The 26,951-nt window shown below is 36.7% G+C and carries 22 protein-coding genes, 1 tRNA gene and 1 rRNA gene; 11 read left to right on the top strand and 13 right to left on the bottom strand.

Annotated features, from left to right (window positions below; genetic code table 11):
- Positions 1 to 29 precede the first annotated feature (29 nt).
- Both ychF and Fsol_RS00250 read left to right on the top strand, forming a co-directional pair.
- A complete protein-coding gene (gene ychF, locus Fsol_RS00255; protein ID WP_108672913.1) occupies positions 30 to 1,124 on the top strand; it encodes a redox-regulated ATPase YchF in 1,095 nt (364 codons plus the stop codon).
- A 197-nt stretch (positions 1,125 to 1,321) separates the two neighbouring features.
- Positions 1,322 to 1,816: a MutS-related protein gene (locus Fsol_RS00250; RefSeq protein WP_108672912.1), complete on the top strand. Its 495-nt coding sequence runs from the start codon at positions 1,322 to 1,324 to the stop codon at positions 1,814 to 1,816.
- 509 nt (positions 1,817 to 2,325) lie between these two features.
- On the opposite strand, the gene Fsol_RS00245 is transcribed toward Fsol_RS00250, so the two are convergent.
- Positions 2,326 to 3,414: a hypothetical protein gene (locus tag Fsol_RS00245; protein WP_108672911.1), complete on the bottom strand. Its 1,089-nt coding sequence runs from the start codon at positions 3,412 to 3,414 to the stop codon at positions 2,326 to 2,328.
- A gap of 776 nt (positions 3,415 to 4,190) precedes the next feature.
- On the bottom strand, positions 4,191 to 5,333 hold the full coding sequence (locus tag Fsol_RS00240) for a hypothetical protein (RefSeq protein ID WP_108672910.1): 1,143 nt from the start codon (positions 5,331 to 5,333) through the stop codon (positions 4,191 to 4,193).
- 322 nt (positions 5,334 to 5,655) lie between these two features.
- Between Fsol_RS00240 and rpmI the strand changes: the two genes are divergently transcribed.
- The 3 genes from rpmI (at position 5,656) to Fsol_RS00225 (ending at position 8,232) form a co-directional block, all read left to right on the top strand.
- Positions 5,656 to 5,856: a 50S ribosomal protein L35 gene (rpmI, locus tag Fsol_RS00235; protein WP_108672909.1), complete on the top strand. Its 201-nt coding sequence runs from the start codon at positions 5,656 to 5,658 to the stop codon at positions 5,854 to 5,856.
- A 73-nt stretch (positions 5,857 to 5,929) separates the two neighbouring features.
- Positions 5,930 to 6,283, top strand: a complete 354-nt coding sequence (gene rplT / locus Fsol_RS00230; RefSeq protein ID WP_108672908.1) for a 50S ribosomal protein L20 — start codon at positions 5,930 to 5,932, stop codon at positions 6,281 to 6,283.
- 209 nt (positions 6,284 to 6,492) lie between these two features.
- The gene (locus Fsol_RS00225; RefSeq protein WP_108672907.1) at positions 6,493 to 8,232 is read left to right on the top strand and encodes an ABC transporter ATP-binding protein; all 1,740 of its coding nucleotides are present in this window, start codon (positions 6,493 to 6,495) and stop codon (positions 8,230 to 8,232) included.
- Positions 8,233 to 8,236: 4 nt separating this feature from the next.
- Here the strand turns inward: Fsol_RS00225 and argS are convergent, their stop codons facing one another.
- From argS to Fsol_RS03810, 7 genes are all read right to left on the bottom strand, one after another.
- The gene (argS, locus tag Fsol_RS00220; RefSeq protein WP_108672906.1) at positions 8,237 to 9,928 is read right to left on the bottom strand and encodes an arginine--tRNA ligase; all 1,692 of its coding nucleotides are present in this window, start codon (positions 9,926 to 9,928) and stop codon (positions 8,237 to 8,239) included.
- Between the two features lie 10 nt (positions 9,929 to 9,938).
- Positions 9,939 to 10,907 carry an NADH-quinone oxidoreductase subunit NuoH gene (gene nuoH / locus Fsol_RS00215; protein ID WP_108672905.1) on the bottom strand — a complete coding sequence of 323 codons (969 nt, stop codon included), beginning with the start codon at positions 10,905 to 10,907 and terminating at the stop codon, positions 9,939 to 9,941.
- Between the two features lie 67 nt (positions 10,908 to 10,974).
- Positions 10,975 to 12,234, bottom strand: a complete 1,260-nt coding sequence (locus Fsol_RS00210) for a hypothetical protein (RefSeq protein WP_145958089.1) — start codon at positions 12,232 to 12,234, stop codon at positions 10,975 to 10,977.
- Between the two features lie 150 nt (positions 12,235 to 12,384).
- Positions 12,385 to 12,468 (bottom strand) — tRNA-Leu (locus tag Fsol_RS00205).
- A 60-nt stretch (positions 12,469 to 12,528) separates the two neighbouring features.
- A complete protein-coding gene (locus Fsol_RS00200) occupies positions 12,529 to 13,752 on the bottom strand; it encodes an MFS transporter (protein WP_267895686.1) in 1,224 nt (407 codons plus the stop codon).
- 70 nt (positions 13,753 to 13,822) lie between these two features.
- Positions 13,823 to 14,386 (bottom strand): RDD family protein, encoded by a 564-nt coding sequence (locus Fsol_RS00195; protein WP_108672902.1) that lies wholly within the window; start codon positions 14,384 to 14,386, stop codon positions 13,823 to 13,825.
- A gap of 445 nt (positions 14,387 to 14,831) precedes the next feature.
- Positions 14,832 to 15,059 (bottom strand): hypothetical protein, encoded by a 228-nt coding sequence (locus tag Fsol_RS03810; RefSeq protein ID WP_338140385.1) that lies wholly within the window; start codon positions 15,057 to 15,059, stop codon positions 14,832 to 14,834.
- A 1-nt stretch (position 15,060) separates the two neighbouring features.
- Here Fsol_RS03810 and Fsol_RS00190 point away from each other — a divergent pair, with 1 nt between their 5' ends.
- From Fsol_RS00190 to gatA, 5 genes are all read left to right on the top strand, one after another.
- The gene (locus tag Fsol_RS00190) at positions 15,061 to 16,245 is read left to right on the top strand and encodes an ABC transporter ATP-binding protein (RefSeq protein ID WP_338140384.1); all 1,185 of its coding nucleotides are present in this window, start codon (positions 15,061 to 15,063) and stop codon (positions 16,243 to 16,245) included.
- A gap of 64 nt (positions 16,246 to 16,309) precedes the next feature.
- Entirely contained in the window at positions 16,310 to 17,149 is an 840-nt protein-coding gene (locus Fsol_RS00185) for a sigma-70 family RNA polymerase sigma factor (RefSeq protein WP_108672900.1), read from the top strand.
- A gap of 32 nt (positions 17,150 to 17,181) precedes the next feature.
- Positions 17,182 to 17,637, top strand: a complete 456-nt coding sequence (locus Fsol_RS00180) for a Smr/MutS family protein (RefSeq protein ID WP_108672899.1) — start codon at positions 17,182 to 17,184, stop codon at positions 17,635 to 17,637.
- 47 nt (positions 17,638 to 17,684) lie between these two features.
- The gene (locus Fsol_RS00175) at positions 17,685 to 17,894 is read left to right on the top strand and encodes a F0F1 ATP synthase subunit C (protein ID WP_108672898.1); all 210 of its coding nucleotides are present in this window, start codon (positions 17,685 to 17,687) and stop codon (positions 17,892 to 17,894) included.
- A gap of 28 nt (positions 17,895 to 17,922) precedes the next feature.
- Positions 17,923 to 19,374 carry an Asp-tRNA(Asn)/Glu-tRNA(Gln) amidotransferase subunit GatA gene (gene gatA / locus Fsol_RS00170; RefSeq protein WP_158521567.1) on the top strand — a complete coding sequence of 484 codons (1,452 nt, stop codon included), beginning with the start codon at positions 17,923 to 17,925 and terminating at the stop codon, positions 19,372 to 19,374.
- Positions 19,375 to 19,805: 431 nt separating this feature from the next.
- Here gatA and Fsol_RS00165 read toward each other — a convergent pair.
- Positions 19,806 to 21,334: ribosomal RNA gene (locus Fsol_RS00165) — 16S ribosomal RNA — on the bottom strand.
- A gap of 234 nt (positions 21,335 to 21,568) precedes the next feature.
- Between Fsol_RS00165 and Fsol_RS00160 the strand changes: the two genes are divergently transcribed.
- Complete coding sequence (locus tag Fsol_RS00160; RefSeq protein ID WP_108672896.1) at positions 21,569 to 23,164, top strand: peptidoglycan D,D-transpeptidase FtsI family protein; 1,596 nt, start codon at positions 21,569 to 21,571, stop codon at positions 23,162 to 23,164.
- On the opposite strand, the gene Fsol_RS00155 is transcribed toward Fsol_RS00160, so the two are convergent.
- The 3 genes from Fsol_RS00155 to Fsol_RS00145 form a co-directional block, all read right to left on the bottom strand.
- Positions 23,157 to 24,404: an MFS transporter gene (locus Fsol_RS00155; protein WP_108672895.1), complete on the bottom strand. Its 1,248-nt coding sequence runs from the start codon at positions 24,402 to 24,404 to the stop codon at positions 23,157 to 23,159. The genes Fsol_RS00160 and Fsol_RS00155 overlap by 8 nt on opposite strands.
- Before the next feature lie 176 nt (positions 24,405 to 24,580).
- Positions 24,581 to 25,552 carry an RluA family pseudouridine synthase gene (locus Fsol_RS00150; protein WP_108672894.1) on the bottom strand — a complete coding sequence of 324 codons (972 nt, stop codon included), beginning with the start codon at positions 25,550 to 25,552 and terminating at the stop codon, positions 24,581 to 24,583.
- Positions 25,549 to 26,808, bottom strand: a complete 1,260-nt coding sequence (locus Fsol_RS00145; protein ID WP_108672893.1) for an MFS transporter — start codon at positions 26,806 to 26,808, stop codon at positions 25,549 to 25,551. The genes Fsol_RS00150 and Fsol_RS00145 overlap by 4 nt, the downstream gene beginning before the upstream one ends.
- Positions 26,809 to 26,951 lie beyond the last annotated feature (143 nt).

Here is a 26,951-nt window from a genome sequence, read left to right as displayed (position 1 = left end):
GTAGTCGGATTTTTCGTTTTTTAGAAGTTATGGGTGTAGCATGTGGAATAGTAGGATTGCCTAACGTGGGAAAGTCTACTCTTTTCAATAGTGTACTTGGAAAAGAAGAAGCAGAAGCTGCAAATTATCCATTCTGTACTATAGAACCAAACAAGGGCATGGTAATAGCTTTTGATAAAAGACTTGAAATACTCGCGGATATCGAAGGATCTCGTAATATTATTTACTCTACCGTAGAACTTGTAGATATCGCAGGTCTCGTAAAGGGAGCAAGTAAAGGAGAAGGATTAGGTAATCAGTTTCTCGGACATATAAGAGAAGTTGATGCAATAGCACATGTTGTAAGATGCTTCACTGACAGTGAGACTCATCACGTTGATGGAAGTGTAGATCCTCAGAGAGATATACTCGTAATACAGAATGAACTCATACTATCAGATTTGATGAGTATCGAGAAAAGACTGCTGCATTCAGATAAAAAAAATAAAGCAGAAAGAGAATCGCAGATAACCTTATTGAAGCTCTGCCAAGAACATCTTCTTACTAACAATATAAAAGGAGTCATGAATCTTGTGAATGAAGAGAATGAGAAATTTTTTAAAGAACTTGGCTTGCTAAGTATGAAGAAGCAGATATACATCGCTAACATAGGAGAGGAAGATGTGAATAAAGGCGGTAACGAATATTCTAGAATAGTAGAGGAAATCGCAATATCAGAACATAAAAGAGCTGTCGTATTATCTGCTAAACTCGAAGCTACGCTTGCGTTGATGAATAAAGAAGAGAGACAATTTTTTCTAGAAAACTACGGTCTCGAAGAAGGCGTTGTCGGACGATTAGGAAAAGCTTTGTATGATGAGTTAGATTTTATCACTTTTTTCACTGTTGGCCCACAGGAAGCCCGCGCATGGAAGATAAAGACAGGGACTACAGCGCCAAAAGCTGCAGGTGAGATCCATTCGGATTTTGAAAGAGGTTTCATTAAAGCTAATGTATGTTCATATGAGGATTATTGCAAATATGGCGGCGAGCAAAAAGCAAGAGAACAGGGGAAAATCAGAGTCGAAGGTAAAGAATATGTTGTACACGACGGTGACGTAATGCATTTTAAATTCAACGTCTGATTTTCAACTAAAGCAATGAAGTTGAGCGCCACAATAACAGAAGTCATGTATTATTTTTTTTCAGCAGATCTCTCAGTGAAAAGACGGGATAAGAAATATTTAAGATGATAGAACTATAGTAACAAGCTGATGTATCTTCAATTTCATCCGTTATATCTTACTTACTAACAGCATCGCATCTTTATCGCGATTTATAAATAGGGAGTTTTATACCGGCGAAGAGAGGGAGTATAGGATTAGTAGAAAGTATTATGACAAGAATAGGAGCAAGCGATAATATTACAAATGGAGAATCCACATTTATGGTGGAAATGCTGGAAACTGCACGCATATTGCAAAGCGCCTCTCAGAATTCTCTCATATTACTCGATGAAGTAGGTCGCGGTACTTCAGCTAAAGAAGGTATGGCTATCGCAATAGCCGTCACAGAGTATGTCCATGAACAAATAAAAGCAAAAACTATATTCGCCACTCATTACCATGAATTAGGAAATTTAGAAGATACTCTCCATAAAGCTAAATCTTATAAAATGAATGTCACTGAACATAATGGTAAAATCACTTTCATGCATAAAATATCACAAGGTATAGCTACTCACTCATATGCATTACATATCGCAAAACTCGCAGGTATGCCTAAATCCCTCCTCCAAAGAGCTTCTCAAATCTTCCTCAATCACTCTTCTTATTAGATAGAGAACTTCACTATTCTGCACTAATACCAAATCAAAGATAATTATTTTTTGTTAGAATGTATTGGTCTTTTCCGATATTTGTCAAACTCAATAGCATAGATCGCACTACTCTCTCGCTATCATCAAGTTAAGCATATTATTTTTGAGAAAAATGAATTGAGAATATTCACTACTTCTTTTTTAAGGTAAACATTGTGTCAATAAGAAATGAATTATTATTTTTTCTTTCTTCTGATATAAGAAGGCTTCATCTCTTCGTAAATTTAGCAAATTAGCGATTTATCTCCCTCTATAAATCAAATGCGAGAGATGCTGTAAAGATAATAAACGTACATCGAAAAAGAAGAGTTTTATTAAACGCTTTTCTCTTCGGTAAATGTTACGTCGATTACAAATAAAAAAAGAGAGAGTGAATCGCTTCACTCTCTCTAATCTAAAGAAGATCTTTCTTCTTCTAAAAGCATCTACAATAAGAATGAGTAGTCTCGACCACTCACTCCGACGTACTATATGTCAAATATGACAGATGCAGTTAAGAACAGATTCATGCTACCATCTTTCTTGAATTTCAAGTCATTGATAGTATAGGCCTCCTTAATATTCGTTCCAGAAGTTGCAGTATTCGAAGTAGTACCGTTGACCCAGTAAATAGTTGAAGCTGTAATGGCATCGCCCTTAACACCAAGAGTGATATCCTTCTTTTTGTCTTGGAATTGAGGTACTTTGTACTCATTATTGTCGAATAACGCACCTAACTGAAGAGCAGCATTATGCATTTGGAATCTCACACCTGCTTCACCAGCGCAATAGAATTTCCATGCACCGAAATCAGTTGAGAATATCTTGCCTAACTTGGTTGCATTAAAATCAGTCGCTTTTGATGCGTAACCAACTACCCCTGTAGCTAGGTTCCAAGCGCTACCACTATATGTGCCTGGTATACCTTGAGTATAGCCTTCCGTTAGCGAAAGTGAAGTAGTGCCTACTGCAATACCATTCAAATTCACTTGTGTTTGCGCACCACCTAGCACTGCTGCTGCATAAGGACCAACTTTGAAGTCTTTTCCGACGCAGAACAAAGGAGCTATGTTACCACGTGCACCGAGAATGAATCTACGTAGTTTTACACCAGATGCAACCATCATCCCTTGGTTATTAGCAGTAAGAGTAGCGCCTGAGTTATCGATCCAAGAGTAAGCAATTGTACCGCCAATAGACCCTAGCAACACACCATTTCCTGGCATTTTAGATTGCAAACCATTCCATCCGAGATTTGCTCCAAATCCCCACATTCTACCACCTGCATTGTCGCTAGTCGCAACATTATCAACTGCGAAGCCAGTAGTGTTAAAAGCAGGAGCAGAAGTAGCTGCTGTGATTGCGCTTGTTGTCTTGTTACCAGCTGCAGCCATCTGCAATTTGACCGCACTAGGCGTCATGAAGAACTGAAGTCCTACTTCGAATTCTCCTATTTTTTGATCGTCTTCATTTGTAAGCACAGGGCTTGCAGCATCAAGAGCGGTCAATGTTTGAGAAGCAAATGCGTTCCCCATAACGAGTGAACTTGCAAGTGCTAATGCTAAATATTTTTTCATATTAAATAACTAGTATCAGTTAAGATATACTTTAATCGTATACCGAATATTCGTAACCAATGAATAGGCATACCTTATATACCTTAAAATCTGATGCATTTGTTGCAAATCTGCAACTATCTCAAAATCCTCTAAAGTCACACAATATCTCGTAAAAAAGTGGCAATATATGCATATATGCAATTACTGCAAACATCATCGATTATCACACGTATCAAGAAATATTCTGTATTTCTTTATGAACACAGACGCGAATGATGAGAGAATTTCTCAGTTGTAGGTATGAAGTATACAGCATACTGTACCGAAGTGCTGACCGCATGCCTCTCCTACAGAAGAAATCTTATTCATTTAATTAAAGTAAGAGAGTATTACTTTTGAGAAAAAACGAATCGAAAGTATTAATTACTTCTTCTTAGAAGAAATATTTTATCATTTTATCAATAATAGCAAATTATTATTTCTTCCTTTTCTTCGAAAGAAAAAATCTCCTCTCCCTCGGAAATTCAGCAAATTAGCACTTTATCTTTCTCTATAAGTCAAATATGAGAGATACTGTAAAGAACTTGCTAATAGCATCGTGCTCGCTCTCTTGAATTGCGTTCATCTGACAATGAAACAGATTACTATGATATATTATTATGATATTCTATCAATCACCCCCTTCCCCTTTGTAGACGTCTCATTAATTAATAGCAAATTATTATTTCTTCATTTTCTTCGAAAGAAAAAATCTCCTCTCTCGGCAATTCAGCAAATTAGCACTTTATCTTTCTCTATAAGTCAAATACGAGAGATACTGTAAAGAACTTGCTAATAGCATCAGCTTGTCTTTTGAACTTCACGTCATCCATCATTGTTATATTTTTCACTTCCGTACCAGTAACAGTAATAGGATCGCTATCTACAGCATAGAAGATCAGTGCTTCCGTTGCTTCTATTTTGTCTGTATTTTCACTATCAAGGTTAATAGTTTCTCCACTTCTAGTGACAGCAGTAACAGGAGCAACAGCATGGAAATTAGTAGCAGTTGTGATCCCTTTCCACACTTCTCCTAAGGCAGCGCCTTTATGCACTGCAGCATCGCGTACACTATTATTGAACAATACACCAATCTGTATACCAAAATTCTGCTTTTGTAGCCTTACACCAAATTCGCCACAATAATAAAAGTTCCACTTAGAAGTATCGATTATTTGTAGCTTTTTTTTCTGCACATCGCCATAACCAAGCAAAGAGGTATCTACATCACTCCAACTAATAGTGCCGTTATCTTCCGTTACTGCAGTTGCAGTCGTACCTGCTTTAAAATTCTTTATATGTAAGATAGTTTTTGACTCAGTTATAGCCTTACTCTTGTATGTCTTGTCAGCGCCAAGTGTGCCTGCTGCATAAATTCCAATCTTTGCACTTTTTCCAAGACTGTATAAAGGCGCAATACTACCACGTACACCTAGTATGACTCTATGAAGAAGTACACTATCGAATGCTGCATCCGACTCAACCTGCGCAAGATCTACTTCAGAATATCCGATTGTGCAACCTATAGAACCTAATAACATACAATTTTTGCCAATTTTTGATTGTAAGCCATTCCATCCAAGATTTAGATTAGTACTACGCACTCCTTTATCTTGCGTGGTGAATTCTCGTATTATATTGCGCTTATAACCGAGAAAATTCGGCATACTATCAGTACTTTCACTTCTATTATAAACAGTCGTTATATCTCCTTGCATTGTAAATGCTATGTCATCAAATATTTGAGAAAATTGTAGCCCTACTTCGAATTCTCCTATTTCTCGCTCAACTTTATTCGTTTGTGCAACTCTTGCTACTTTAGAAGTATCTAACGTCTGAGAGGCAGATACTTTTCCGATTATAAAAAGACTCACGATAAAATACTTTATGCTTTTCATTTATCATTTGTTGCTTAGTTAATAACGCGCTTATGCTACATCACTCTGTTGCTGAAGCACAAATGCCTTTTTGACATTATAAAATCCAACATACTGATAATATTAAGAGAATATTTCACGTAAGCTTTAATACATATAAAAGGCACATTTAGTCTCTTTTTCCAAAAGAAACATCTTTTATATTAATACGAGTAATTGGCCATGAAATCGTATGTTAGTCAAATATCCCGTAGCATCATTACGATATATTCGAAATGATAGATAATTGACTTTTATTCGGTAAGTTGCTAGTAGTATCCGATACTACCAGTATCTAACGAAAATGCCAAAATTGAAGACTAAAAGCAGCGTAAAAAAGAGATTTTTTCAAACTGCTACAGGAAAGATAAAAGCCGGTCAAGCGAATAAGCGACATAATATGCGAAAACGCTCCGCACGACAACTCAGAGAACAACGTGGCACTTGCATTCTACCTGAGATGGAACGTATAAGAATAAAGCAGCATATACCGTACGGTTTATAGAAAGATCTGTTTGGTGTTGATATTGTCATCACTCGATAGTACTGTGTTAAGCATAATTATTTAGCATTTTGAAATGGCGCGCGTAAAACGTGGTGTAACTGCTCGCAGGAGACATAAGAAAATTTTAGAAATGGCATCCGGCTATAGAGGACGTGCCAAGAGTTGTTTTAGAGTAGCAATTGAAAAAGTACACAAGGGACTTCAATATGCGTACAGAGATAGGAAAGTCCGTAAACGTGAATTCAGAGCACTGTGGATACAGAGGCTAAATGCGGCACTGAGAGAAAGAGGATTAAGATATTCTCATTTCATGGGCGCTTTTCTCAAGAGTGAAATCGGTCTCAACAGAAAAATGCTGTCTGAAATTGCAATACGTCATCCGCAGCAGTTTGAGCAAATCATCAGCAAGGTCACAGCACATCAGTAGTGCAGCTTAACTTGCACTTTGTAGACTAACAAAAAACCGTATATGAAGTCTGCCGCTTACAACGGGACAATAGCTTTCGTCTCGCCGGCTAACTTCTTGTTATATTAAACTCATATCAAATAGCGATTCACAATATTACAGGATTTATCCGCTGTTGACGTCTCTGCGTGTTTGTGCGACATTCGATCGAATTTTATCTTTAGCGTCAAATGAACGTTCGTTCCTTCATCATAGACAGCATAAAACCTTATAGATATTACGTATACTTTCTTATATTTCTGATGACTTTGTCAGGTTTAGAGTATCCGTTAAAGTCTTATATTTTAAAACTCATCATAGATGATGTAAGTGCGATGCAATTCCATACAATATGGATACCAGTTACTTGGTACTGCGTCGCACAAGCTTTAACATTTCTTCTATGGTATTCCTTCGGTTGGTGCGAATTAAGATATATGCCGCAAATAAAGAAAGATATAGCAGCAAAATTTATAGAAAAAATTGGACTATACGATTACCACTTTTTTCAAGAACATCAATCAAGCACGATATCTGCAAGAATTAAAGATGCTGCTAAAATAATGCCTAGGATCATAGAACTCTCGTTGATACAGCCGCTACATCTTATAATCACAGTCATAATAAGCATAGCCTTACTATTTAAAGTGCATTTTATCTTCGGATTAGCAATGTTCGTATGGGTATCTACATTCATGCTCATGTGCTATACAAGAATGAAGAAAGTAAGCTTATTAGCAAAGGCAGAAGCAGAATGCGAAATTAACACATATGGAGAAGTAAATGATTATGTCTCTAATATGCTCTTCATCAAGATTTTTTCATCATTTTTACACGAAAAATCAGCATTGAAGAACAAGCTTGAAAAGCTAATGCACAAAAGCATCACTACAGCTTCTGCTTCAGTATCGTATTTTCGCACTCAGCATTTCATATTCTCTTCATATATAGTGTTATGCTTAATTGGCATGGTATATTGCAGTGCAAAAAGCATCATAACTCCAGGAGATTTCGCTCTTGTGTTTATGACAAACTTGGAAATCACAATGCAGCTATTTCACATTACTTTCGTTATAAGGGAAATAATTACAGATTATAGTAGTCTAAGACAAGCATTATCCATTTTAGAATACGATACTGGAGTGCAAGATAAACCAAATGCCCCTACGCTTGTGGTAAGTGAAGGTATGATCCAGTTTCATAACGTGAAATTTCATCATAAAAATAGCATTCCGCTATTCTTAAATAAGTCTATCACAATACTACCAAAGCAAAAGATTGGTCTCGTTGGCTATTCAGGAAGTGGCAAATCCACCTTTATTAATCTCATTTTGAGATTATATGATATCATGGATGGCGGTATATACATTGATCGGCAAGACATTTGCCAGGTACAGCAAGACTCGTTAAGAAATGCAATAGCAGTAATACCACAAGATATTTCTTTATTTAGCCGTTCCATTATGGAGAATATCCGATATGGTAGAGTCGATGCTACTGATGAAGAAGTAATAGATGCAGCAAAAAAAGCATATGCACATGATTTTATAACGCAATTACCTAAAAAATACGATTCTGTTGTAGGAGAAAAAGGCAATGCTCTTTCAGGAGGGCAAAAACAACGAATAGCAATTGCTAGAGCAATCTTAAAAAATGCGCCAATTCTTATATTAGATGAAGCAACTTCTCATCTAGATTCGGTGATAGAGAGTACAATACAGCGGAGTATCGCTGAATTAATGAAAGATAAAACTTCTATTATTATAGCGCATAGATTATCTACATTACTCACTGTGGACAGAATAGTAGTATTTGAAAATGGTAATATAGTTGAGGATGACACTCATACGAATTTACTAGAAAAAGGAGGCGTATATAAGAAGCTTTGGGATGCGCAAATTGGTGGATTTTTACCAAATGGAGAATCGTAAAATTTTACATTTCACTCACAACACTAATACCTAGAAGTGATAAAGAACGGTAAATAGCACTTTGTACAATGTGTATTAAATACAATCTTGTATCTCTTTGCGTTGGATGCGCTTTTAAAATTTGACATCTTTCATATAAAAGGTGAAATGCAGATGCAAGCTCGTACAAATAACTACACAAATGATGAGGCTTTAATGTCTCTAAAACTGTTTCAAATGTATCCCAAAATTCTAACGTCTTTAAAGCAACTGCAATCTCGCTTTCCTCTTCAAACTGAAGCTGCGTAACCGAACTCAGATGTTGAAAATCTACGCCTTCCGAATCTGAAGATTGCTGAAATTTTTTCAAAATAGAGAGTATTCTGATATAAGCATTCTGTATATAAACTGATGTATATCCATGTAATGAGAGAATATGAGGCATATGAAAGATATAATCTTTTACATAGTCATTTTTTAAATCGAAGTACTTCATAGCGCCTATACCTATTGTACTGGCAATTTGTGCGCTATTAGAAATTTGCCTCCCCTTCATCATTGCAAACGACTCAATACAAGCTGATTCTACCAATTCTGAAAGCGTAGTATTGTTACCTTCTCGAGTTTTTAGAGGTCTCTTGTCACTTCCTAATACATTACCAAAAGCTATATGAGACAACTTCACTTCTTTATCCCAATTCGCAACTCGTGCTATATAAAACATATGCTTGAAGTGATCAATTTGCCTACTATCAGTGATATATATAATCCACTTCGCCTTTTGAAGCCTATACTTCAAAGCGGCTAAATCCGTTGTCATATACAAATATGTGCCATCAGATTTTTTCAAAATTTCTACTTTATCTTCTATCTTCACTAACTCTGCACCATCATCTCTTACACATATGTTTTTATTCTTTAACTCATCTATGACTTCTTGTAGCCCTTCTCGATATGCACTTTCACCTCTGATATTTGCCGCACTAAAATCTACTTCCAATCTACCAAAAATATCAGATAAATACCGCGTTGTTCTTTCTACTAACAACTGCCAAATTCTTATACTCTCTGCATCATTATTCTGTAATTTATCAAGCCTTATACGTGCTCTTTTCTCGAATGCAACATCTTCATCAAACAGCTTTTTCGCTTCTTGATATATGACATTCATCTCGTTGATACTGAGGCGCGCAGCATCTATCTCTTTCTCAATAATAAACTGAATGATAAAACCAAACTGCGTACCCCAGTCTCCAATATGATGCTGTCTTATCACATTATATCCAGCAAATTCCAAAATTCTTGCAATAGCACATCCTATCGCAGCAGAACGCAAATGCCCTACATGCATCTCTTTGGCTACATTTGGACTTGCATAATCTACTACGACATCAATATTATTTCGTGGTAATGCTTCGATATGAAATTCAAACAAACATTTTGATATAAATTCACTCTTTAAAGTGATATTCAGAAAGCCGTTACCAGAAAAAGAGAAGGTAAAATAGTTACTCATTTCCTCACCAGAAAAAAGCTCCAAAAACAGATCATGCGGCGTCTTCGTAGTATTTTTCGCTAATTCAAAAAGAACATCCGTTTGATAAGAATTTTGCACAAATGCATTCCTTCTTACACGCACAGTGACATCTTGATAGCCGAAATCACGCAAAAAACACTCTATAATTTCTCCTATTTGAGATTTTATCCCTTTTGTCATAGCAACTTTCTTAGTGTGTTAAGTAGTATTTTGTAGCAGTAATGAGCATAAACAAAATAAATGATATTGGTAACAAACGCTCCCATCCTATTCTAAGCAATTGATCATACCTATATCTCGGTAACACTGCTCTCACTATTATGAATAACATTAAACAACTTAAAGTCTTCACTAAAAACCACACTACCGACGGCACACACTCAAGAAATTGAATATCAAACGGCGGCAACCATCCACCTAAGAACAGCAACGTAGTCAAACTACTCATCAATGCCATGTTAGCATACTCTCCTAGAAAAAACATCGCAAATTGCATAGAAGAGTATTCTGAGTGATACCCTGCTACAAGCTCACTTTCAGCTTCCGCTAAGTCAAAAGGATGTCTATTTGTTTCTGCAAGAGCGCATATGAAAAATAACACACCAACTGGATACATTAAAAGCCTTAAAAGCCATGAGATATCTGTCTGCATGTATACTATATCAATAAGATTACCACTACCAGCAACTACAACGACGGAAAGAATACACAAGCCCATTGTTAATTCATACGAAATCATTTGCGCAGTCGCTCTTATAGCTGCTAAAAATGGATATTTAGAGTTACTTGCAAGCCCTGCTAATATAATGCTGTATACAGAAAGAGATGACACAGATAAGACAAACAAAATACCTAAATTCAGATTACTGATACAGAAATCTCCTATTGGTATAGCCACCCATGCAAATAATGCTATTACCATCATCAGAAGAGGCGCTGTAAGAAATAGTATTTTATCTGCTTTATGCGGTATTATTGGCTCTTTAAATAACAACTTAATTGTATCCGCTACAGGCTGTAATATTCCGAAAACACCAACCATACTTGGCCCTACTCTCAATTGTATGAAGCCTATTAACTTTCTTTCAATTAAAGTCAGATAAGCCGTCGTAAGCAAGACGCATAATAACAAGATAATCGATGAAATGATGATACTCATAAGTACGAAGAAAAATATTTATAAGAGATAATCACGACTCTTCTCCATTTCTCCGCTACACTTCACCTTAAAATGATACGGAAAGCCTTGCACCAATACCATAACTTATATTTTGAACAATATCTCCATCAATTATCATAGCTTGGCTATTCGTTTCAACATCTGCCGTAGCTGCTTCATATTCTTCGGTAAAAAAGTATCTTATAGCTGAACGCTGCAATTTGGCAGCTTGTCCTCCTTGTAAGAAAGCTGTAGGCATATCTGAAAGATCATTATCAAGACTATTGCATGCTTGATTTGCATCAAACGTACTGCATTCTCCGTTATTTTGCATCGGTATCACATAGTATCTACCTCTATCGTCAAGCATCTTTGCTATATCTTCGTAAGTATAAGTATTTACTAGTTTATTTTGCGCATCGTAAGAACCGAAGAGATTGTGTTGCAATTTTAATTTAGCATCTTGCAATCTGACAGTACCGAAAATCTCAAGCTGCACATTACAATGTCTAAAAGCAACGCCTCCTTGCATACCGAAAAAAGCGAAATTATTTTTTTCAGTTTCTATATTACCATTATTAGCCGCTTCATCTAATAGCACATTGATAGAAGAAACATCGCCTGCACTATATCCGAAGTTCAGAACATTTTTGCCATCCAAATATGATACTGCTTTACACGTATCTCCTACAGATTCCACAACGCATACTTTAGCAGAAGATACCGAATTGCTTGTTTTTGGATCTTTTGTATAAAAAGTGAATTGATTAAAATCTATAGATTGCCGTACCTGTAAATTTGTCAATGCAATAGCTCTTTTATCTGAAACGTTTCCATTCTTATCAACTTGTCTAAGATCGTGTAAGCTATATTGCAGAATTGTGCTACCGACTGATACTCCTATGAAGGGCTTTATCATTCTTGTCAAATTAAAGTACTTCACAAGACTTACTTCTAAATCACTCATCTCAATACGAAACTGATCGGATATCACTAATTTATCACTAGAAATATTTAATGCACCTATACTAAAAGTACCAATAAGCGCGATTTCATAAGGAAACATGTAGCCAATTCCTATAGTAGGCGAAAAAAAACTCACAGCACTATTCGTGATATTTTTTATATCTGTTACTTTGTTATCAGAAGAATCTATTCGTACTACAATTGGTTTGCTTAGAGTTAATTGTGGAATTATCGATAAATCTGCGCCTGCAGTCAGAAACAGTCCCTTAAAAGGGTCCACATACTTTACTTTATTATAAGATTGACTAGTAGCACCAGTAGCAGAACACATCACAATCATGCATGTTACTGACACGCACATGCACACAAGCGCTATCACTGCAAAGCGCTGCACGAAACACTGCTTCATGAAAGCATTTCACACCGTATTCTATATTAAGAATAAAGAATCACACTAATTTATGAAATAGTTTTCTATTACTATAGTACGTATTTTTATAAAACTTGCACTTGGTGCGAACGAAGGGACTTGAACCCTTATGTCTTGAAACACTAGATCCTAAGTCTAGCGCGTATACCATTCCGCCACGTTCGCATTTACTTACTATTTATAGAGCACTTCCTAAAAATATAAAGAGTTATTAGCAACTATATCTCATGAATATTGAGCTTTTTTAAAGAGTGAACTAAATCTCAGCAATAGCAACATGAATACACTTATTACGGCACATATTGGTATTATAGCGATTCCACACTTATACGAATATGTAGTATAATGCATATTTGCAGGGCTAAAAAATCTTATGATATATCCTATCGCGGTATGGAAGTAAAAGCCCCCAAGCATATTAGTAGTATTAAGAAACGCTATCGCAATATTATGAGAATCTTTATGAGTAATGGCACATCCTATTGCAAATACAAGTACTTGATAACAACACGCTACTCCAGTTAGTAAAAACAGTACTGTAAGCAGAATTGGACTCAAATCACTACAAAAAATGAGGCATATAAATGTGAGAGATAACGTTATAGCACAGCATAATACGGTATTAATGTTGCCACATTTTTTACCAAGCATTGCTAAGATCGGCCCTCCAAATATCATCCCCATAAATATAAATGAGACTATAGATGCCGCATCTCCTTTCTCCATATCAAATGCATTCATCAAATAATTCACTCCCCACACGTCTGCAAAACCTTCAAGAGCACCGACCATCAAGAAATTGGCAATACTTAATACAACAATTTCTAGTGAAATCATTTCTCTTAGACTCTTCCATACATTTTGATTACCTCTCGTACTATCAATAGTATTCTTGTATTTTCTCAGCGTAAAGAGAGCAAGCGTTGATATCGCAATAGATGTAATTGCTAACACGGATGAAACTTTTCCTATGCCATAGCATTCTATAAGCATTACGGTAGGTTTACCACCGTATAACGCACCTAATAGTCCTATCGAAAACGACCAGCCTATGATTTTTCCGTAATTCGCTGGAGAAAAATACTCCATCGCAACTTTAGATACGCATAAAAAGGCTGACGCTGATGCTGCACCTGTAATGAATCTTGTAATAATCGCTATTAGAAACGAGTCGGTATTAGTAAAGATTACAAAACATATGCCTGCCATTTTCACACTAAAAGCAAGTATATACCGTACGTGGTACTTTGTAAGTAACATCGCAATCGGAATCTGCATCAAAGAATATCCACAGTAATACGCGCCATTCAGAATACCAAACTGTTCAATAGGAATACTGAATTGCGAAATAAAGTGATTCAGCAACAGACCCGGCCACAGTCGCAATATAAATTGATACCCAAAGAACGCGAGTGGACTCAGCAAGATCAGTATATGACGTAAAAACATATCTAATATTACATAACGCATACTAACATTACATGATATAGCATGATATATAGCAAGTAAATCGCTATCTCTACTTTCCTCTCAACACCACTACAGTATGCATACAACGATCGTGTAGTGCCATTCCGTACTTTGAGAACGGTATAAAAAGTATAAGTCCAATGCAAAACGGCAATACTGAAACAAGATATAGTGCAGTTCTCAAAATTGCAGTACGTACTGAGATTTTTTGTCCACTATCCACTTCTAACACTATACATCCAGTGACAAATTTTCCTAAAGTTCTACCATATAAGGCGAGAGATACAACAAAGTACAATACTGATATAAGAAGTGCTATCACTTGAACCGCAACATACTTTATTAAAAAGTGCGGCCCTACGCTACTCAAGAATGAATCTAGAGACGTAATGTCAGAAGATTCTGAAAATTTGGCCAATTCTGATGCTATAGACAATTTCACGTATAAGAACTCAGACACTGGCATTAGCAAAAATGCCAACAGCATCACATCTACAAGCCAGCCAAGCAATCTTCTATCAAAACTTGGAATATTATAAGCAACACCATTAATAGAAATTGTCGGTGGCACTTTTTTCTTTCGTCGAAACAACCACGACACTCGCTGAAGCATCTTTTATACGCTTAATCGTTCTTCTAAGCAAAATAGCTTACATGCTAAGCAATATCAATACCATCGCCGACGGTATTTTCTTTTCCACGTAGCATGTGTATTATCTAGCTGATTTCCAGCAGCTTGTATCGCTTAAAATGCCTAATATCTCCTTAATAAAGGTAGCAATACCATTGCTAAGAGAAAGATGGAAGATAGCTTCTTGCATACTCTTTACCTGCATAACGTGGGTATGCTTATCGACTTATCAAGCACAAATACTAAAGGAGATCATGAATTATGTATCTTCTGCTGATTTTCAGTCTCAAAAATCATCCTTATTTTACATCTTATCGTGGATTTTCGTATGTGCAGCAATATGCATAAACTACGTCTTGAATCACTACTTAATGAACATAAGATTCATACCTAGCGTTAAAAAAATGAGCTATGAAAGAGTGATGAGTCAATTACTGCACGTTTCGTTACCGTCATACAATAATATATTTAGCGGCACCGTCTCCATGAAAGTTGGAGATTTAGCTTTTGGTATAAGCGAATTCTTCGCTACAGCAGAAAGGTTAATTACTCCATGCATATTCTTTCTCATAGCATCCTGCGTGCTATCAAAGCTATCCCTTTTATTAGGTCTATCTTCTTTTGCACTAAGTTGCGTATTTATCATCTCTAACACGATGTACTTAAGGATATCGGTAAAAGCAGCTGATGACGCATGGCGTGCAACTTCCAATATACACGGCACAATAGTCGATATACTTAGCAATATATGGTGTGTAATTACGAATTCTTTTCAAAAAAATGAAAAGAAAAATATCGCTAATATGACAAGCATAGCAATACGAAAAGAAGTAAAATTTCAAACCACAGTTATCCCGTTAATGATTTTTTTTTCTGGATGGTATGTTGCTGTATTTTGCGGAGGACTTTATTTTTTGTTCATTCAATATCGCGATCACGTAATTACTATCGGTGATTTTGCATTATTTTTCTCCCTTATAGGTAAGTGCTTCGGATATCTTTGGAAGTTTATGGCAGAATTTATTAAAATGTCTCGACTTCTCGGTAGAATATCGCAAGCAGTGAACGATATCGGGCAAATATGCAACACGTATGACGTGTCGACATTACTTTTGCAAAGAGCGCCTAACACAGACTATGATACCAAGTTGCCGTATGCATATGCATCAGATTCCGGAGATAACATCATATTTTTACAAAAAATCGTATTGCAAAGAGGGCATTTCGTAATGAAATTGGATGAGTTATCAATCAAAAAGCAGGAGAAAGTAGCAATAATCGGCGCTACTGGAAGCGGGAAAACTACTCTTGCAAATATAATGCTGCATATTATTAGTCCGGATAGCGGTAGCGTCATAACAAAACATCATAATAAATTATTACAATATTCGGCGATAATTACACAGAATAGCACTTTATTTCATAGAACTATTATGGAGAATATTACATATGGAAGCTATGGAGTAAGTAAAGAAGATGCAATAAAAATGGCACATATGGTAGGAATAGCAGAGCATATAGAGAAATTGGAGAAAAAATATGACTCCATTGTCGGAGAAAAGGGTATCAAGCTTTCCGGAGGACAGAAACAGATGATACTGCTTATAAGAGCACTACTTCGAAAAGATACAGATTTGATAATTTTTGATGAAGCAACTTCTCAGATGGATAAAATTACCGAGAAAAAGGTATTAAACGCAATTTGTGAAAATGCAAAAGAAAAGACCGTTATCTTCATCACTCATAGAGACTCTTACATGCAGTACGCGACAAGAGTAATAGAGATGGCAAACGGCGCTATCGTCAAAGACGTTCATAACAACGCGCAATTGAAAGCATAAAGAAAAAGAAAAGTGTAATTTTCTTCTTCTTTTTCTCTTTATCAGCTATACTATACACAGTTACATGGAAAAACATTGTTTATACGATATGACAGTCTTAAAAAGCAGTGTAGTTCGACTAAATTCGGAAGAAGCGAATCTGTCTGCTTATATCTCAAAAATAAGAGAGATACCATTACTAACCGCTGAAGAGGAGAGTGCACTCATTCATGATTGGTGTGTAAATGGAGATGTGCAAGCTGCGCAAAAATTGGTAATGGCGCATATGAGGATGGTGTTGAAGATTGCCACACAGTACAAGTCTTATGGAATATCAATCATGGATTTACTTTCAGAAGGTACGCTTGGATTGATGCATGCGGTAAAGAAATTCAAAATGGATATGCATTGCAAGTTAGCTACTTATGCAATGTGGTGGATAAAAGCTTCAATACAAGAGTTTATTTTACGTTCATGGTCACTTCTAAAAATAAGCACCTCATCTTTAAAAAAGAGGCTCTTTTATAAAAATACAAAAATAAGAGAAAAACTCAGTGAAGCGGAAATTACCGACAGTGAATTTATCAATGTCAAGCATATCGTAAGCTTGAACGCACCATCTTTGAATACTGAGAATAGTACAAATGAAGAGATTTGGAACGATAGTACGACGTATGATATAGATGCTTTGCTTGCTCATGAAGAAGAATCTAGTACTAAACTCCAAGTATTGAAGACAGGTCTCTCACAACTTTCTTCGAGAGAGGCTAGTATCATAGAAGACAGATTTTTAGCAGAACATACCTTAACCTTAAATGATGTCGCTACGAAGCATAATATTTCCGCAGAGAGAGTAAGACAGATAGAAAAAGAAGCATTAGTAAAGTTAAAAGCTTTTTTTATCGCAGAGGAAAAATGCTCATAACATAGTGAAATGTAAGCACCGTTGATTATATCATGAAAATACACGATGAGTGCGAACGTGTGTGGAGAGAGTTCTGCGCAGGAATTATCTCAGTGAAAAAAGAGAAGAAGCGAGATGAAATTTCGAAAGTACAATGTTCGAATGGTAGGAAGTCACAAGAAGTATTCAGGGAAAATATCATCTTTGATAAAGTGCTCGATCTGCACGGTATGAAGAGAGACGAAGCATATGAAGCTTTTCTTTCACTTGTAAAGAGTATGTATCTTAGCGGAGAAAGGTTTTTATTACTCATTACAGGTGGTAAGGGAAAGTCTATTAATGATGCAGAATCTTGTAAACGTGGCATACTTAGAGAGTTGTTTTACTACTGGATTACTTTTCATGAGATAAAACAATATGTAAAACAGTATACCGTAGCTACACAGAAAGACGGAGGAAACGGCGCTTTCTATATTTTTATAAAAAAACGAATTGAAGAAGATATTTAGATTGATTACACTGATGTTGAGATTTTTACACGTTTACGAGAGTTTATATGGAACCTGTTGGTATCGGATTAGCTTGTTTTGGGTTACTTGGTGCTGCTATCGGATTAGGCTTGATCTTTGCCGCTCTGATTAACGGTACAGCGCGTAATCCTTCAGCTTACGGTGATATGTTAAAAGCTGCTTTTATAGGTGGCGCAATGGTTGAAGCATTAGGATTATTTGCATTGCTATTGGCTTTACTCATACTATTTAAATAATTCGTACTCTGTAGATTGAGATATAATTGTGACAAAATGTTTATCCGTTAGCGCGCTTCTGTCGAAGCTAAAAAGCGGAGATGTATCTCCTGTAGCACTTATTACAGAACGTCTTCAACATCTGAAGCTTCTGAATCGTGAATACAATTTTTTTTGCGAAATCACCTCTGCCATTGCGCTTTCGTTAGCTGAAGAAGCTGAGAAGCGGATAAGAGAAGGAAGAAGTAAACCGCTTGATGGCATTCCTATAGCAATAAAGGATCTGTATTGTACAAAAAATATCAAAACAACTGCCTGTTCGGCAATTTTAAAGGACTTTATACCACCTTATGAATCCGCTGTAACACAAAAGCTTTTAGATGCGGGCTGCATTCCACTAGGAAAAACTAATATGGATGAATTTGCAATGGGCTCATCTACGACTTATTCAATATACGGTGCTACCATTAATCTATTACAAGATAAAAGAAAATTATCTCAAAAACTTACAGCTGGAGGATCTTCTGGAGGTTCTGCTGTCGCTGTAAGCAGTGGCATTGTACCTATTTCGCTTGGAAGCGATACAGGAGGCTCTGTAAGACAGCCTGCATCATTGTGCGGCATTGTAGGTATAAAGCCTACATATGGCACATGTTCAAGATACGGTATGATATCATTTGCTAGCTCTCTAGATCAGCCAGCAGTTTTTGGTACTTCTACAAAGTGCGCAGCGTTAATGCTGGATACAATAATGGGGTACGATGCTCGTGATCATACTTCTATTCAAAGTGAAAAAAATAATCTTAGCACTTTACAAGCTATTGATATGAAAGGAGTCAAGATCGGCTTCTTCAATCTTGAAAAAATAGGATTTAAGATGAGTGAAGGCGTTTCCTCTAGCTATCAAAAAACAATGAATAAACTTGAATCAAGTGGCGCAAAACTAATAGAAATATCTCTACCATTAATGGAATATGCACTACCTGTGTACTATATCATAGCACCTGCTGAAGCTTCATCAAATTTAGCTAGATATGATGGGGTAAGGTATGGCACTCCTCTCCAAAATACCGGAGACTTTCATGAGAGTATTAGTATGCATAGAGGCAAGTATCTCGGAGAAGAAGTAAAAAGACGATTGCTAATGGGTGTATTTGTATTATCTAGTAAAGAATACGATGCATATTACTTAAAAGCACAAAAAATAAGAAGAATGCTGTTTGATCAATTTAATAGCATCTTTCAAACAGTCGATGTTATAGTATCTCCTACTACTACTAATGTAGCATTTCCTATAAATGTCGAACTTTCACCATTCGAAATGTATATGAATGATGTTCTGACTATCCCTCCAAGTTTAGCGGGACTACCATGCATGAGTCTTCCAACTTACCCTTGTAAAGAATCGGGATTGCCAGTAGGACTACAAATTATTGCAAACCATATGAATGAAAAGAAAATGGTAGAAGTTGCGTTATCGTTAGAGCAATTATTATCGTAAAAAAGTAGCATCAAAAGACTGTAAAAAGCCTTCTAAGAGTAAATTCTTCTCTATTCGAAGTTTTTTTATCAATGATAAACGATGTTATCGCCTTCATCAAAAGTAGTGTCTTATTCCAAGTATAATAATGAGTGAACTGATAAGTAGATAAGTAAATACAGTATGGCAGTAATACAATTTACTCAGAGTATTTTTCCTCGCTTCTATAGCTTTACGTCCATTACCAAAGATTAAAGAAAACTACTGAACGTCATATGAGGAGACGATAGTAGCAGCTAATAGAGACCTCAGATAAATGAAGCATGCCGAAAAGCAGCGATGAACTTGCTACTAAGGAAGAAGTGCTATGAATGAAGCACAAGAAAGCAAAGAAAAGAGAGACAATAAGCTTTTAGAAGCAGAGATATACGAATTTTATATAATTTTTTATACTGTAAAGTAATCCAGCCGCAGGTTCTCCTACGGCTACCTTGTTACGACTTTACCTCAGTCACCAACCCTACCTTGGTATGCTGCGTCCTTGCGGTTAGCTCACATACTTAAGGCAAAATCGACTCCCATGGCGTGACGGGCAGTGTGTACAAGACCCGAGAACGTATTCACCGCGGCATGCTGATCCGCGATTACTAGCGATTCCAACTTCATGTATCCGAGTTGCAGGATACAATCCGAACTGAGGCGATTTTTAAGGATTAGCTCTAGGTCACCCTGTTGCAGCCTTCTGTAATCGCCATTGTAACACGTGTGTTGCCCAAGTCATAAGGGCCATGCTGACTTGACATCATCCCCACCTTCCTCTGATTTATCATCAGCAGTCTCCTTAGAGTTCCCAGCCAAACTGTTGGCAACTAAGGATAAGGGTTGCGCTCGTTGCGGGACTTAACCCAACATCTCACGACACGAGCTGACGACAGCCATGCAACACCTGTGATGATCCAACTAAATGCACTATCCAGTTTCTTGGATAGCTTATGATCACCATCAAGACTTGGTAAGGTCTTTCGCGTAGCATCGAATTAAACCACATGTTCCACCGCTTGTGCGGGTCCCCGTCAATTCCTTTAAGTTTTAGTCTTGCGACCGTACTCCCCAGGCGGAGTGCTTAACGCATTAGCTTCGGCACCGAATATAAAATCCGACACCCAGCACTCATCGTTTACTGCGTGGACTACCAGGGTATCTAATCCTGTTTGCTCCCCACGCTTTCGTGTAACAGCGTCAATAATCAGCCAGACAACCGCTTTCGCCATCGGTGTTCCTCCTAATATCTACGGATTTCACCCCTACACTAGGAATTCCGTTGTCCCCTCTGTTATTCAAGATCAACAGTATCGGAAGCAGTTCTTGAGTTAAGCTCAAGGATTTCACTTTCGACTTTTTGATCAGCCTGCACACGCTTTATGCCCAGTAATTCCGAGTAACGCTAGCCCCCTTCGTATTACCGCGGCTGCTGGCACGAAGTTAGCCGGGGCTTTTTCTGTAGGTACTGTCATTATCATCCCTACCAAAAGAGCTTTACAACCCTAAGGCCTTCATCACTCACGCGGCGTTGCTGGATCAGGCTTTCGCCCATTGTCCAATATTCCCCACTGCTGCCTCCCGTAGGAGTCTGGACCGTGTCTCAGTTCCAGTGTGGCTGATCATCCTCTCAGACCAACTAAAGATCGTAGCCTTGGTAAGCCATTACCTTACCAACTAGCTAATCTTGCAAGGGCTCATCTTGTAGTGACATTGCTGCCTTTTACCTCTCGGTTGTATGCGGTATTAGCAGAAGTTTCCCTCTGTTATCCCACGCTACAAGGTAGATTCCCATGTATTACTCACCCGTCTGCCGCTAAAATTCTAAGAAATACTTCGTAGTGCAAGCACTACAAAGCATTTTTTAGCCTCTCCGCTCGACTTGCATGTGTTAAGCCCGCCGCTAGCGTTCACTCTGAGCCAGGATCAAACTCTCACGTTTTGAACCTTATACATCTGTACGCTCAAAAATTACTTACCGTCTCTCTTTTCTTTACTTCTATGATACGCACTGCCTATACGACAGCAAGATCACTTTATACACGCAGTATAGTAAGTAGTCAACATGAATTAGCAGCATTTTTTTAAATCGCATACCAAATTCTTGCTCATTATTCTCAGAAACACTACTATATCGCTGATTATACATATACTTGGATATAAAAAAATCATCTAAATGCTTTCTAAAACTCAAAGGATACTTATAGCCTTAGGTATTATATTAGCGTTTTACTGTGCAATAATTTGCAAATTGCTCTTCATCGCCTTTTCAAAGCACTTCGACAATCACGAAATCACTTCTCGTTATACTAATAAAATCAAGCCTCCTATAAAAGACAGAAACGGTGCGATACTCGCAACTAATTTACATACATATTCTATCTATGCCAATCCTCAGGAAATACTAGATATAAATGAATTTATCACTAAACTTTCATCTTTCGAATTTAAAGATTTAGATAAAAAGATAGAGAAACATATCAACAATAAAAGTACATTTATGTGGCTTAAAAGGCATATTTCTCCTGCTGAAGAGCATAAAATAAGAGAATTAGGACTATCAGGCTTATACTGCATTAAAGATATAAAACGTTTTTATCCTCATTCTGAGATATCTTCTCATGTAGTAGGCTATGTTGATCTAGACAATAATGCGTTAGCAGGATTGGAAAAAATACTCGAAATACCGCAATATTCCGAGGCAAAAGAACTGTACACTAATATTGATATTAGAATACAAGGCGCAGCACATCATGCACTTTCTAACGGCATAACACTCAACGAAGCAGAATCAGGTACAGCAATAGTTATGGATGTAACAAATGGAGAAATATTAGCCTCAGTAAGTATTCCGGATTTTAATCCTAATGCTTCGCAGTACGCTGATCAAGATGCAACTTTTAATAAAGCTTCAATGTCCGTAATGGAAATGGGCTCTACTTTTAAGGTTTTAAGTATGGCAATAGGATTAGATACTAATTCAGTTTCTTTGAATGAAAAATTTCACGTTTCACAGCCGCTAACGATAGGTCGTTTTACCATTACGGATTACATGATGAAAAGTCCAATCATATCAACTGCACAAGTACTAGCTTACTCATCCAATATTGGTATCGGTACAATAGCAAACAGATTTGGCATAAAACAGCAGATAGAATATTTTCGAAAATTCAAATTATTAGAAAAAGTAGAATCTGACTTTCCTGAAGTAACTACTCCACTCTTTCCACCGCTTGCTAAGTGGAATTATGCTTCTCTCATCACGATGAGTTACGGCTATGGAATAGCAGTCACTCCACTTCATGCAATTACCGCTCTTGCTAGTACTATCAACGGCGGTTTTCTCATTTCTCCTCAATTTATAAGAAACGAGAAACAGACTGTAAAAAAAGTGAGGGTATTAAAATCGGATACAGTAAAAAAAATGCAATACTTATTACATTACGTTATTAATAGTTCAGCGACGAAAAAATTCGCGATAGAAGGCTACTGTATTGGCGGCAAAAGCGGTACAGCAGAGGTACTGCAACACGGAAAATACAGTAAAAACATGAATAACGGATACTTTTTCAGCATTTTTCCATGCAATAAGCCTAAGTATGCAATATACGTAGCTATAAGACATCCTAAAAAGAACGCATATAACCACTATATTACTACTGGTAGTATTACTGCTGGCCCTGTAGCTAAGAACATTATATTAAGCATCATCAATATAATGAATATACAACACGTAAAGGGATGCAGTGAGATAGAAAAAGTTCTTAACTAACTTTGCGATTTCTGTTGTTTTTCTTCAAAAAGTATAAGGAAAGGCATGCAGATAGTATGAAGAGAAGAAAAATGAAAGATAAGCCAGCTTTATAATCTTTTACTGCATATATTCTACGTCCATTTTCGCTTACCGCACCATTCCACGTCATATCCATAATAATGCCTATACCAGATTGACATAGTGTGCCGCCAAGCATCGTCATACAATTTACAAGAGCAATAGCAGTACCAGTACTACTTTTATCAGCAATAAGCACAGACTGCGTAAAGGTGAGAACTTTCGAAGATGCTAAAATTCCTATAAAAAACATTAGTAGTGATGCTGAAACTAAATCTATATCGAAACTACAAAAGCTCAAGCATCCTAATATTACCGCAATTGCCGCAGAAGATATAAAGTGGACCAAATAGATGCTATCAATTTTATTTACAATCCAACCTATAAGAAAACATCCAATAGAATAACCAATATAGATCATGATATTTACAAATTGTCCACTCATAGGAGAAATATCAAATACCACAGTAAAAAAAGTAGCACCCCACATATCTCCTATAGCTGAAACAATTGAATAGAGTATGAGCGCAATAACACCTATAGCAATTAACTCCGGATTTTTTAACACCTTACCACACATCGCAGATTTTTTCTCATTATCGGAAGCTGGAGTTTGAACAAACAACGCCATAATAAAAGAAAGTACAATACCTAGAATTGCAGTATAAAGAAACGACATGCGCCACCCTATAATAGCAATTGTATCAGATGCAAAAAGATTGCAGAAAATAGGCGCTAAAACGCCTATTGCTATAGTAGTACTGCTTGCTACAGGAAACATTGCAGGAGAAAAAAGCAGTCTCGATATTTTCATAGTACTGATTAAAGCACCGGAAGAGCCTATACCCATTAATACACGACCAAGTGCAAGTACATGATAAGAGTGAGATACTGCAACAACATAAGAGCCAAGCGCAATAATAAGGCATGAGAGTGACATCACTCTTTTTGGATTATAAACATCTAGCAATAAGCCAAGCGGCAACTGTGCAATCGCATATGCTATGTACCAAGAAGATGATGAAACAGCAAAAGCGGAAGCAGATAAATTGAGATCATGCATTAATTGCTCTGAGGTAATACTAGGTATAATCCTACCTATGAACTGATAGAAATAAAAAAAGCACCCTATCCCCCAAATGAAGAGTGCCTTAAGAAAGCGGGAAGAAGCATTTTGCATCTTTAAGAAGAAAATTTTTATAAATTTAAATGCGATACAGAAATATAAGGATCGGTATGACGATATTATGAACCATGAGATATGATCTGTAAATTATAGAACTTCACTTGCGCCACTATTTCAGAAGTAGCAATGCGATTAGTGAACTTCTTTCGCGACTTTATCGAAGCTTATTATCAGTTTTCGAACATTCTGTTCTTTATTGATATTGAAGGAAAATACTCATTACACATCTCAATAAAATGAGTCGGAAGAGGAGCTATTACATCCACTTTATCATTTTTATACTCGAACTGTACCCTATAAGAATGCAGAAACATCTCATCATGTATATGCCCTTGTGCAAGAATTTTTTTACGCCTACCGTATTTCTCATCACCTAAAATCGGCATACCTGCATTCATCGCATGAATCCGTACTTGATGTTTTCTTCCTGTTTCTATTTCAAATTGCATAAGCATAATATTAGCCTCTGGCGAACGGCATAATACTTTATGCTTTGTTATGGCATCTCGCTGCTTCAATCTATCTTTTTCATAGTATTTGATAACATCATGAGTAACACTATTGTCGCGTATTGATATACTTAAATCATTCATCACGACAATTCCGATATATATTTTACGTATTTCATGTTGCGCGAACATTTCACTTAGTACTTTCGCATAATTGCCATTTTTTGCGATTAACAACGCGCCACTGGTACGCATATCTATCCTATGCACTAACTTCATCGTGCATTTATCATCCAGTAATGGCAAAATATCATCGATACTAACTTTAATATTACTACCACCTTGTACCGCCCATCCAGCTTCCTTATTAAGAACTAAAAAATCCTTAGTGTCATATATTATATTCTTTCTTACTTTTATCAAAAATGCTTCAGCTATTTCTTCGTTAATCTGTTTCTTTTCCGTTGCTACATGACGATGATGAAAGTACTTTACAAGAATTCTATCGCCTTCTTGCACAATCATCGATCTTTTAACCTTTTTCTCGTTATGATAAAGTAGACCTTTTCTGAGAAAAATCGACACATCTCTAAAATTGAGTATAAAATTATTTGTCTGAGCAAACTTTACGATAGCCTTCTCTATACGTAGATTGTTCTCACTCTCTCCTACAACAAAACTCATATCCATCATTGCGCGCTTCTACTAAAACTTTTTTGCCAGTACAGCCCTATACATAATCCAGCAATCATTATCATTTCAATAATCACGATGGCGCCTCCATACTCATATGCACCATATTCTCTTATGCCATGTTCCATTTTTCCACGCCATAGCAAATCCAATACAAGGCCAATTACTGGCTGTAATATTGCACCGCCAAGCATCGTCATCGTATTAATAAAACCTAAGGTAAGTCCTATTCGCTTTTTCTGAACACAAATTATTGCTTCAGAAAAAACAACACACTCTAAAGAACAAAAGAAACCAAGTAGGAATAATAATATTCCTAGAATTGTCAGACTAATAAATTGATGTAAGACTGTAACAGCAAATATGATACAGAATGCTAGCGCGCACACACTGGAAAAAGCGTAATACACATTGTTCACTAATTTTCGTATAAAGCCTACTCCAAGCGCGCCTATACCAAATCCTGCATATATGAGCCTACTGATACTGATCGCTTTTATTTGATCTACTTCATATAAAGAACTGATAATTAACGGCCCCCATAAATCAGCAAGCGCTGTGAGTGGAGTATACAGTATTAAACCAAGCACACCTAATACAATAACATTTCTCTCACTTATAACGTTTCTCATCTGTGTTAGAAGCGGGAGATTATGATCGATAGTACCATCTCGATCTTGCTTCAGCTTCTGTTTCCAAAAAAACAGTGGAAACGCCATGGATATAGCAATACCAACGTAAAAGAGAAATAAGCAGAAATCACGCCACCCGTAATATAATACTGCATCAGCAATAAGCTTGCTACCAAATACCGGCGTAAAGGTACCTATTGCACTAGTAATGCCAGAAAATATCGGTAATTTTTCCTTTGGAAAAAGCGAAGAAGCTACCTTCATTGCGCCGATAAATCCAGTAGATGCCGCAATACCGAGCATAAAACGCGCGATACATGCCAAGAAAAGAGTATGACTCAAAGAGAATAATAACGAACTTGTGCCAGCTAGTACTGCAGCAAAGAAAAAAAGATAATGCGCTTTTATTCTATCTAACATTATACCCATAGGGATTTGCATTATGGAATATGCCCAATACCAGGTAGAAGTGACAAGGCCAAATTCGCTTGCTTTAAGATGCAATTCTTCTGAGAACTGCTTCGCCATGCCAATAGGAGAGATTCTTCCTATAAATTGATAGAAATAAAAAAAAGCACAAAGGAACCACAGAAATAAATTATATCTGTGAAATTTACCATTCATGACACTTTCTTAATAAGTATAAGGGTTAATAATAGATTTTTTTCAGTATTTAGTAAATACCTCGTCAAATCTGCAAAAAGCCATATAAGATCGTAAAATAAAATGAAATACGATCATTGATCGATAAGAATGAAAAAAATCTT

Source organism: Candidatus Fokinia solitaria, assembly GCF_003072485.1.
Lineage (GTDB): Bacteria > Pseudomonadota > Alphaproteobacteria > Rickettsiales > Midichloriaceae > Fokinia > Fokinia solitaria.
This window is presented reverse-complemented; position numbering and strand designations above follow the sequence as displayed.

Coding starts and splice junctions, on each gene's coding strand:
- ychF (WP_108672913.1), top strand. CDS start 30: ATGGGTGTAGCATGTGGAATAGTAGGATTGCCTAACGTGGGAAAGTCT.
- Fsol_RS00245 (WP_108672911.1), bottom strand. CDS start 3,414: ATGAAAAAATATTTAGCATTAGCACTTGCAAGTTCACTCGTTATGGGG.
- Fsol_RS00240 (WP_108672910.1), bottom strand. CDS start 5,333: ATGAAAAGCATAAAGTATTTTATCGTGAGTCTTTTTATAATCGGAAAA.
- rpmI (WP_108672909.1), top strand. CDS start 5,656: ATGCCAAAATTGAAGACTAAAAGCAGCGTAAAAAAGAGATTTTTTCAA.
- rplT (WP_108672908.1), top strand. CDS start 5,930: ATGGCGCGCGTAAAACGTGGTGTAACTGCTCGCAGGAGACATAAGAAA.
- Fsol_RS00225 (WP_108672907.1), top strand. CDS start 6,493: ATGAACGTTCGTTCCTTCATCATAGACAGCATAAAACCTTATAGATAT.
- argS (WP_108672906.1), bottom strand. CDS start 9,928: ATGACAAAAGGGATAAAATCTCAAATAGGAGAAATTATAGAGTGTTTT.
- nuoH (WP_108672905.1), bottom strand. CDS start 10,907: ATGAGTATCATCATTTCATCGATTATCTTGTTATTATGCGTCTTGCTT.
- Fsol_RS00210 (WP_145958089.1), bottom strand. CDS start 12,234: ATGTGCGTGTCAGTAACATGCATGATTGTGATGTGTTCTGCTACTGGT.
- Fsol_RS00200 (WP_267895686.1), bottom strand. CDS start 13,752: ATGTTTTTACGTCATATACTGATCTTGCTGAGTCCACTCGCGTTCTTT.
- Fsol_RS00195 (WP_108672902.1), bottom strand. CDS start 14,386: ATGCTTCAGCGAGTGTCGTGGTTGTTTCGACGAAAGAAAAAAGTGCCA.
- Fsol_RS00190 (WP_338140384.1), top strand. CDS start 15,061: ATGTACTTAAGGATATCGGTAAAAGCAGCTGATGACGCATGGCGTGCA.
- Fsol_RS00185 (WP_108672900.1), top strand. CDS start 16,310: ATGGAAAAACATTGTTTATACGATATGACAGTCTTAAAAAGCAGTGTA.
- Fsol_RS00180 (WP_108672899.1), top strand. CDS start 17,182: ATGAAAATACACGATGAGTGCGAACGTGTGTGGAGAGAGTTCTGCGCA.
- Fsol_RS00175 (WP_108672898.1), top strand. CDS start 17,685: ATGGAACCTGTTGGTATCGGATTAGCTTGTTTTGGGTTACTTGGTGCT.
- Fsol_RS00160 (WP_108672896.1), top strand. CDS start 21,569: ATGCTTTCTAAAACTCAAAGGATACTTATAGCCTTAGGTATTATATTA.
- Fsol_RS00155 (WP_108672895.1), bottom strand. CDS start 24,404: ATGCAAAATGCTTCTTCCCGCTTTCTTAAGGCACTCTTCATTTGGGGG.
- Fsol_RS00150 (WP_108672894.1), bottom strand. CDS start 25,552: ATGATGGATATGAGTTTTGTTGTAGGAGAGAGTGAGAACAATCTACGT.
- Fsol_RS00145 (WP_108672893.1), bottom strand. CDS start 26,808: ATGAATGGTAAATTTCACAGATATAATTTATTTCTGTGGTTCCTTTGT.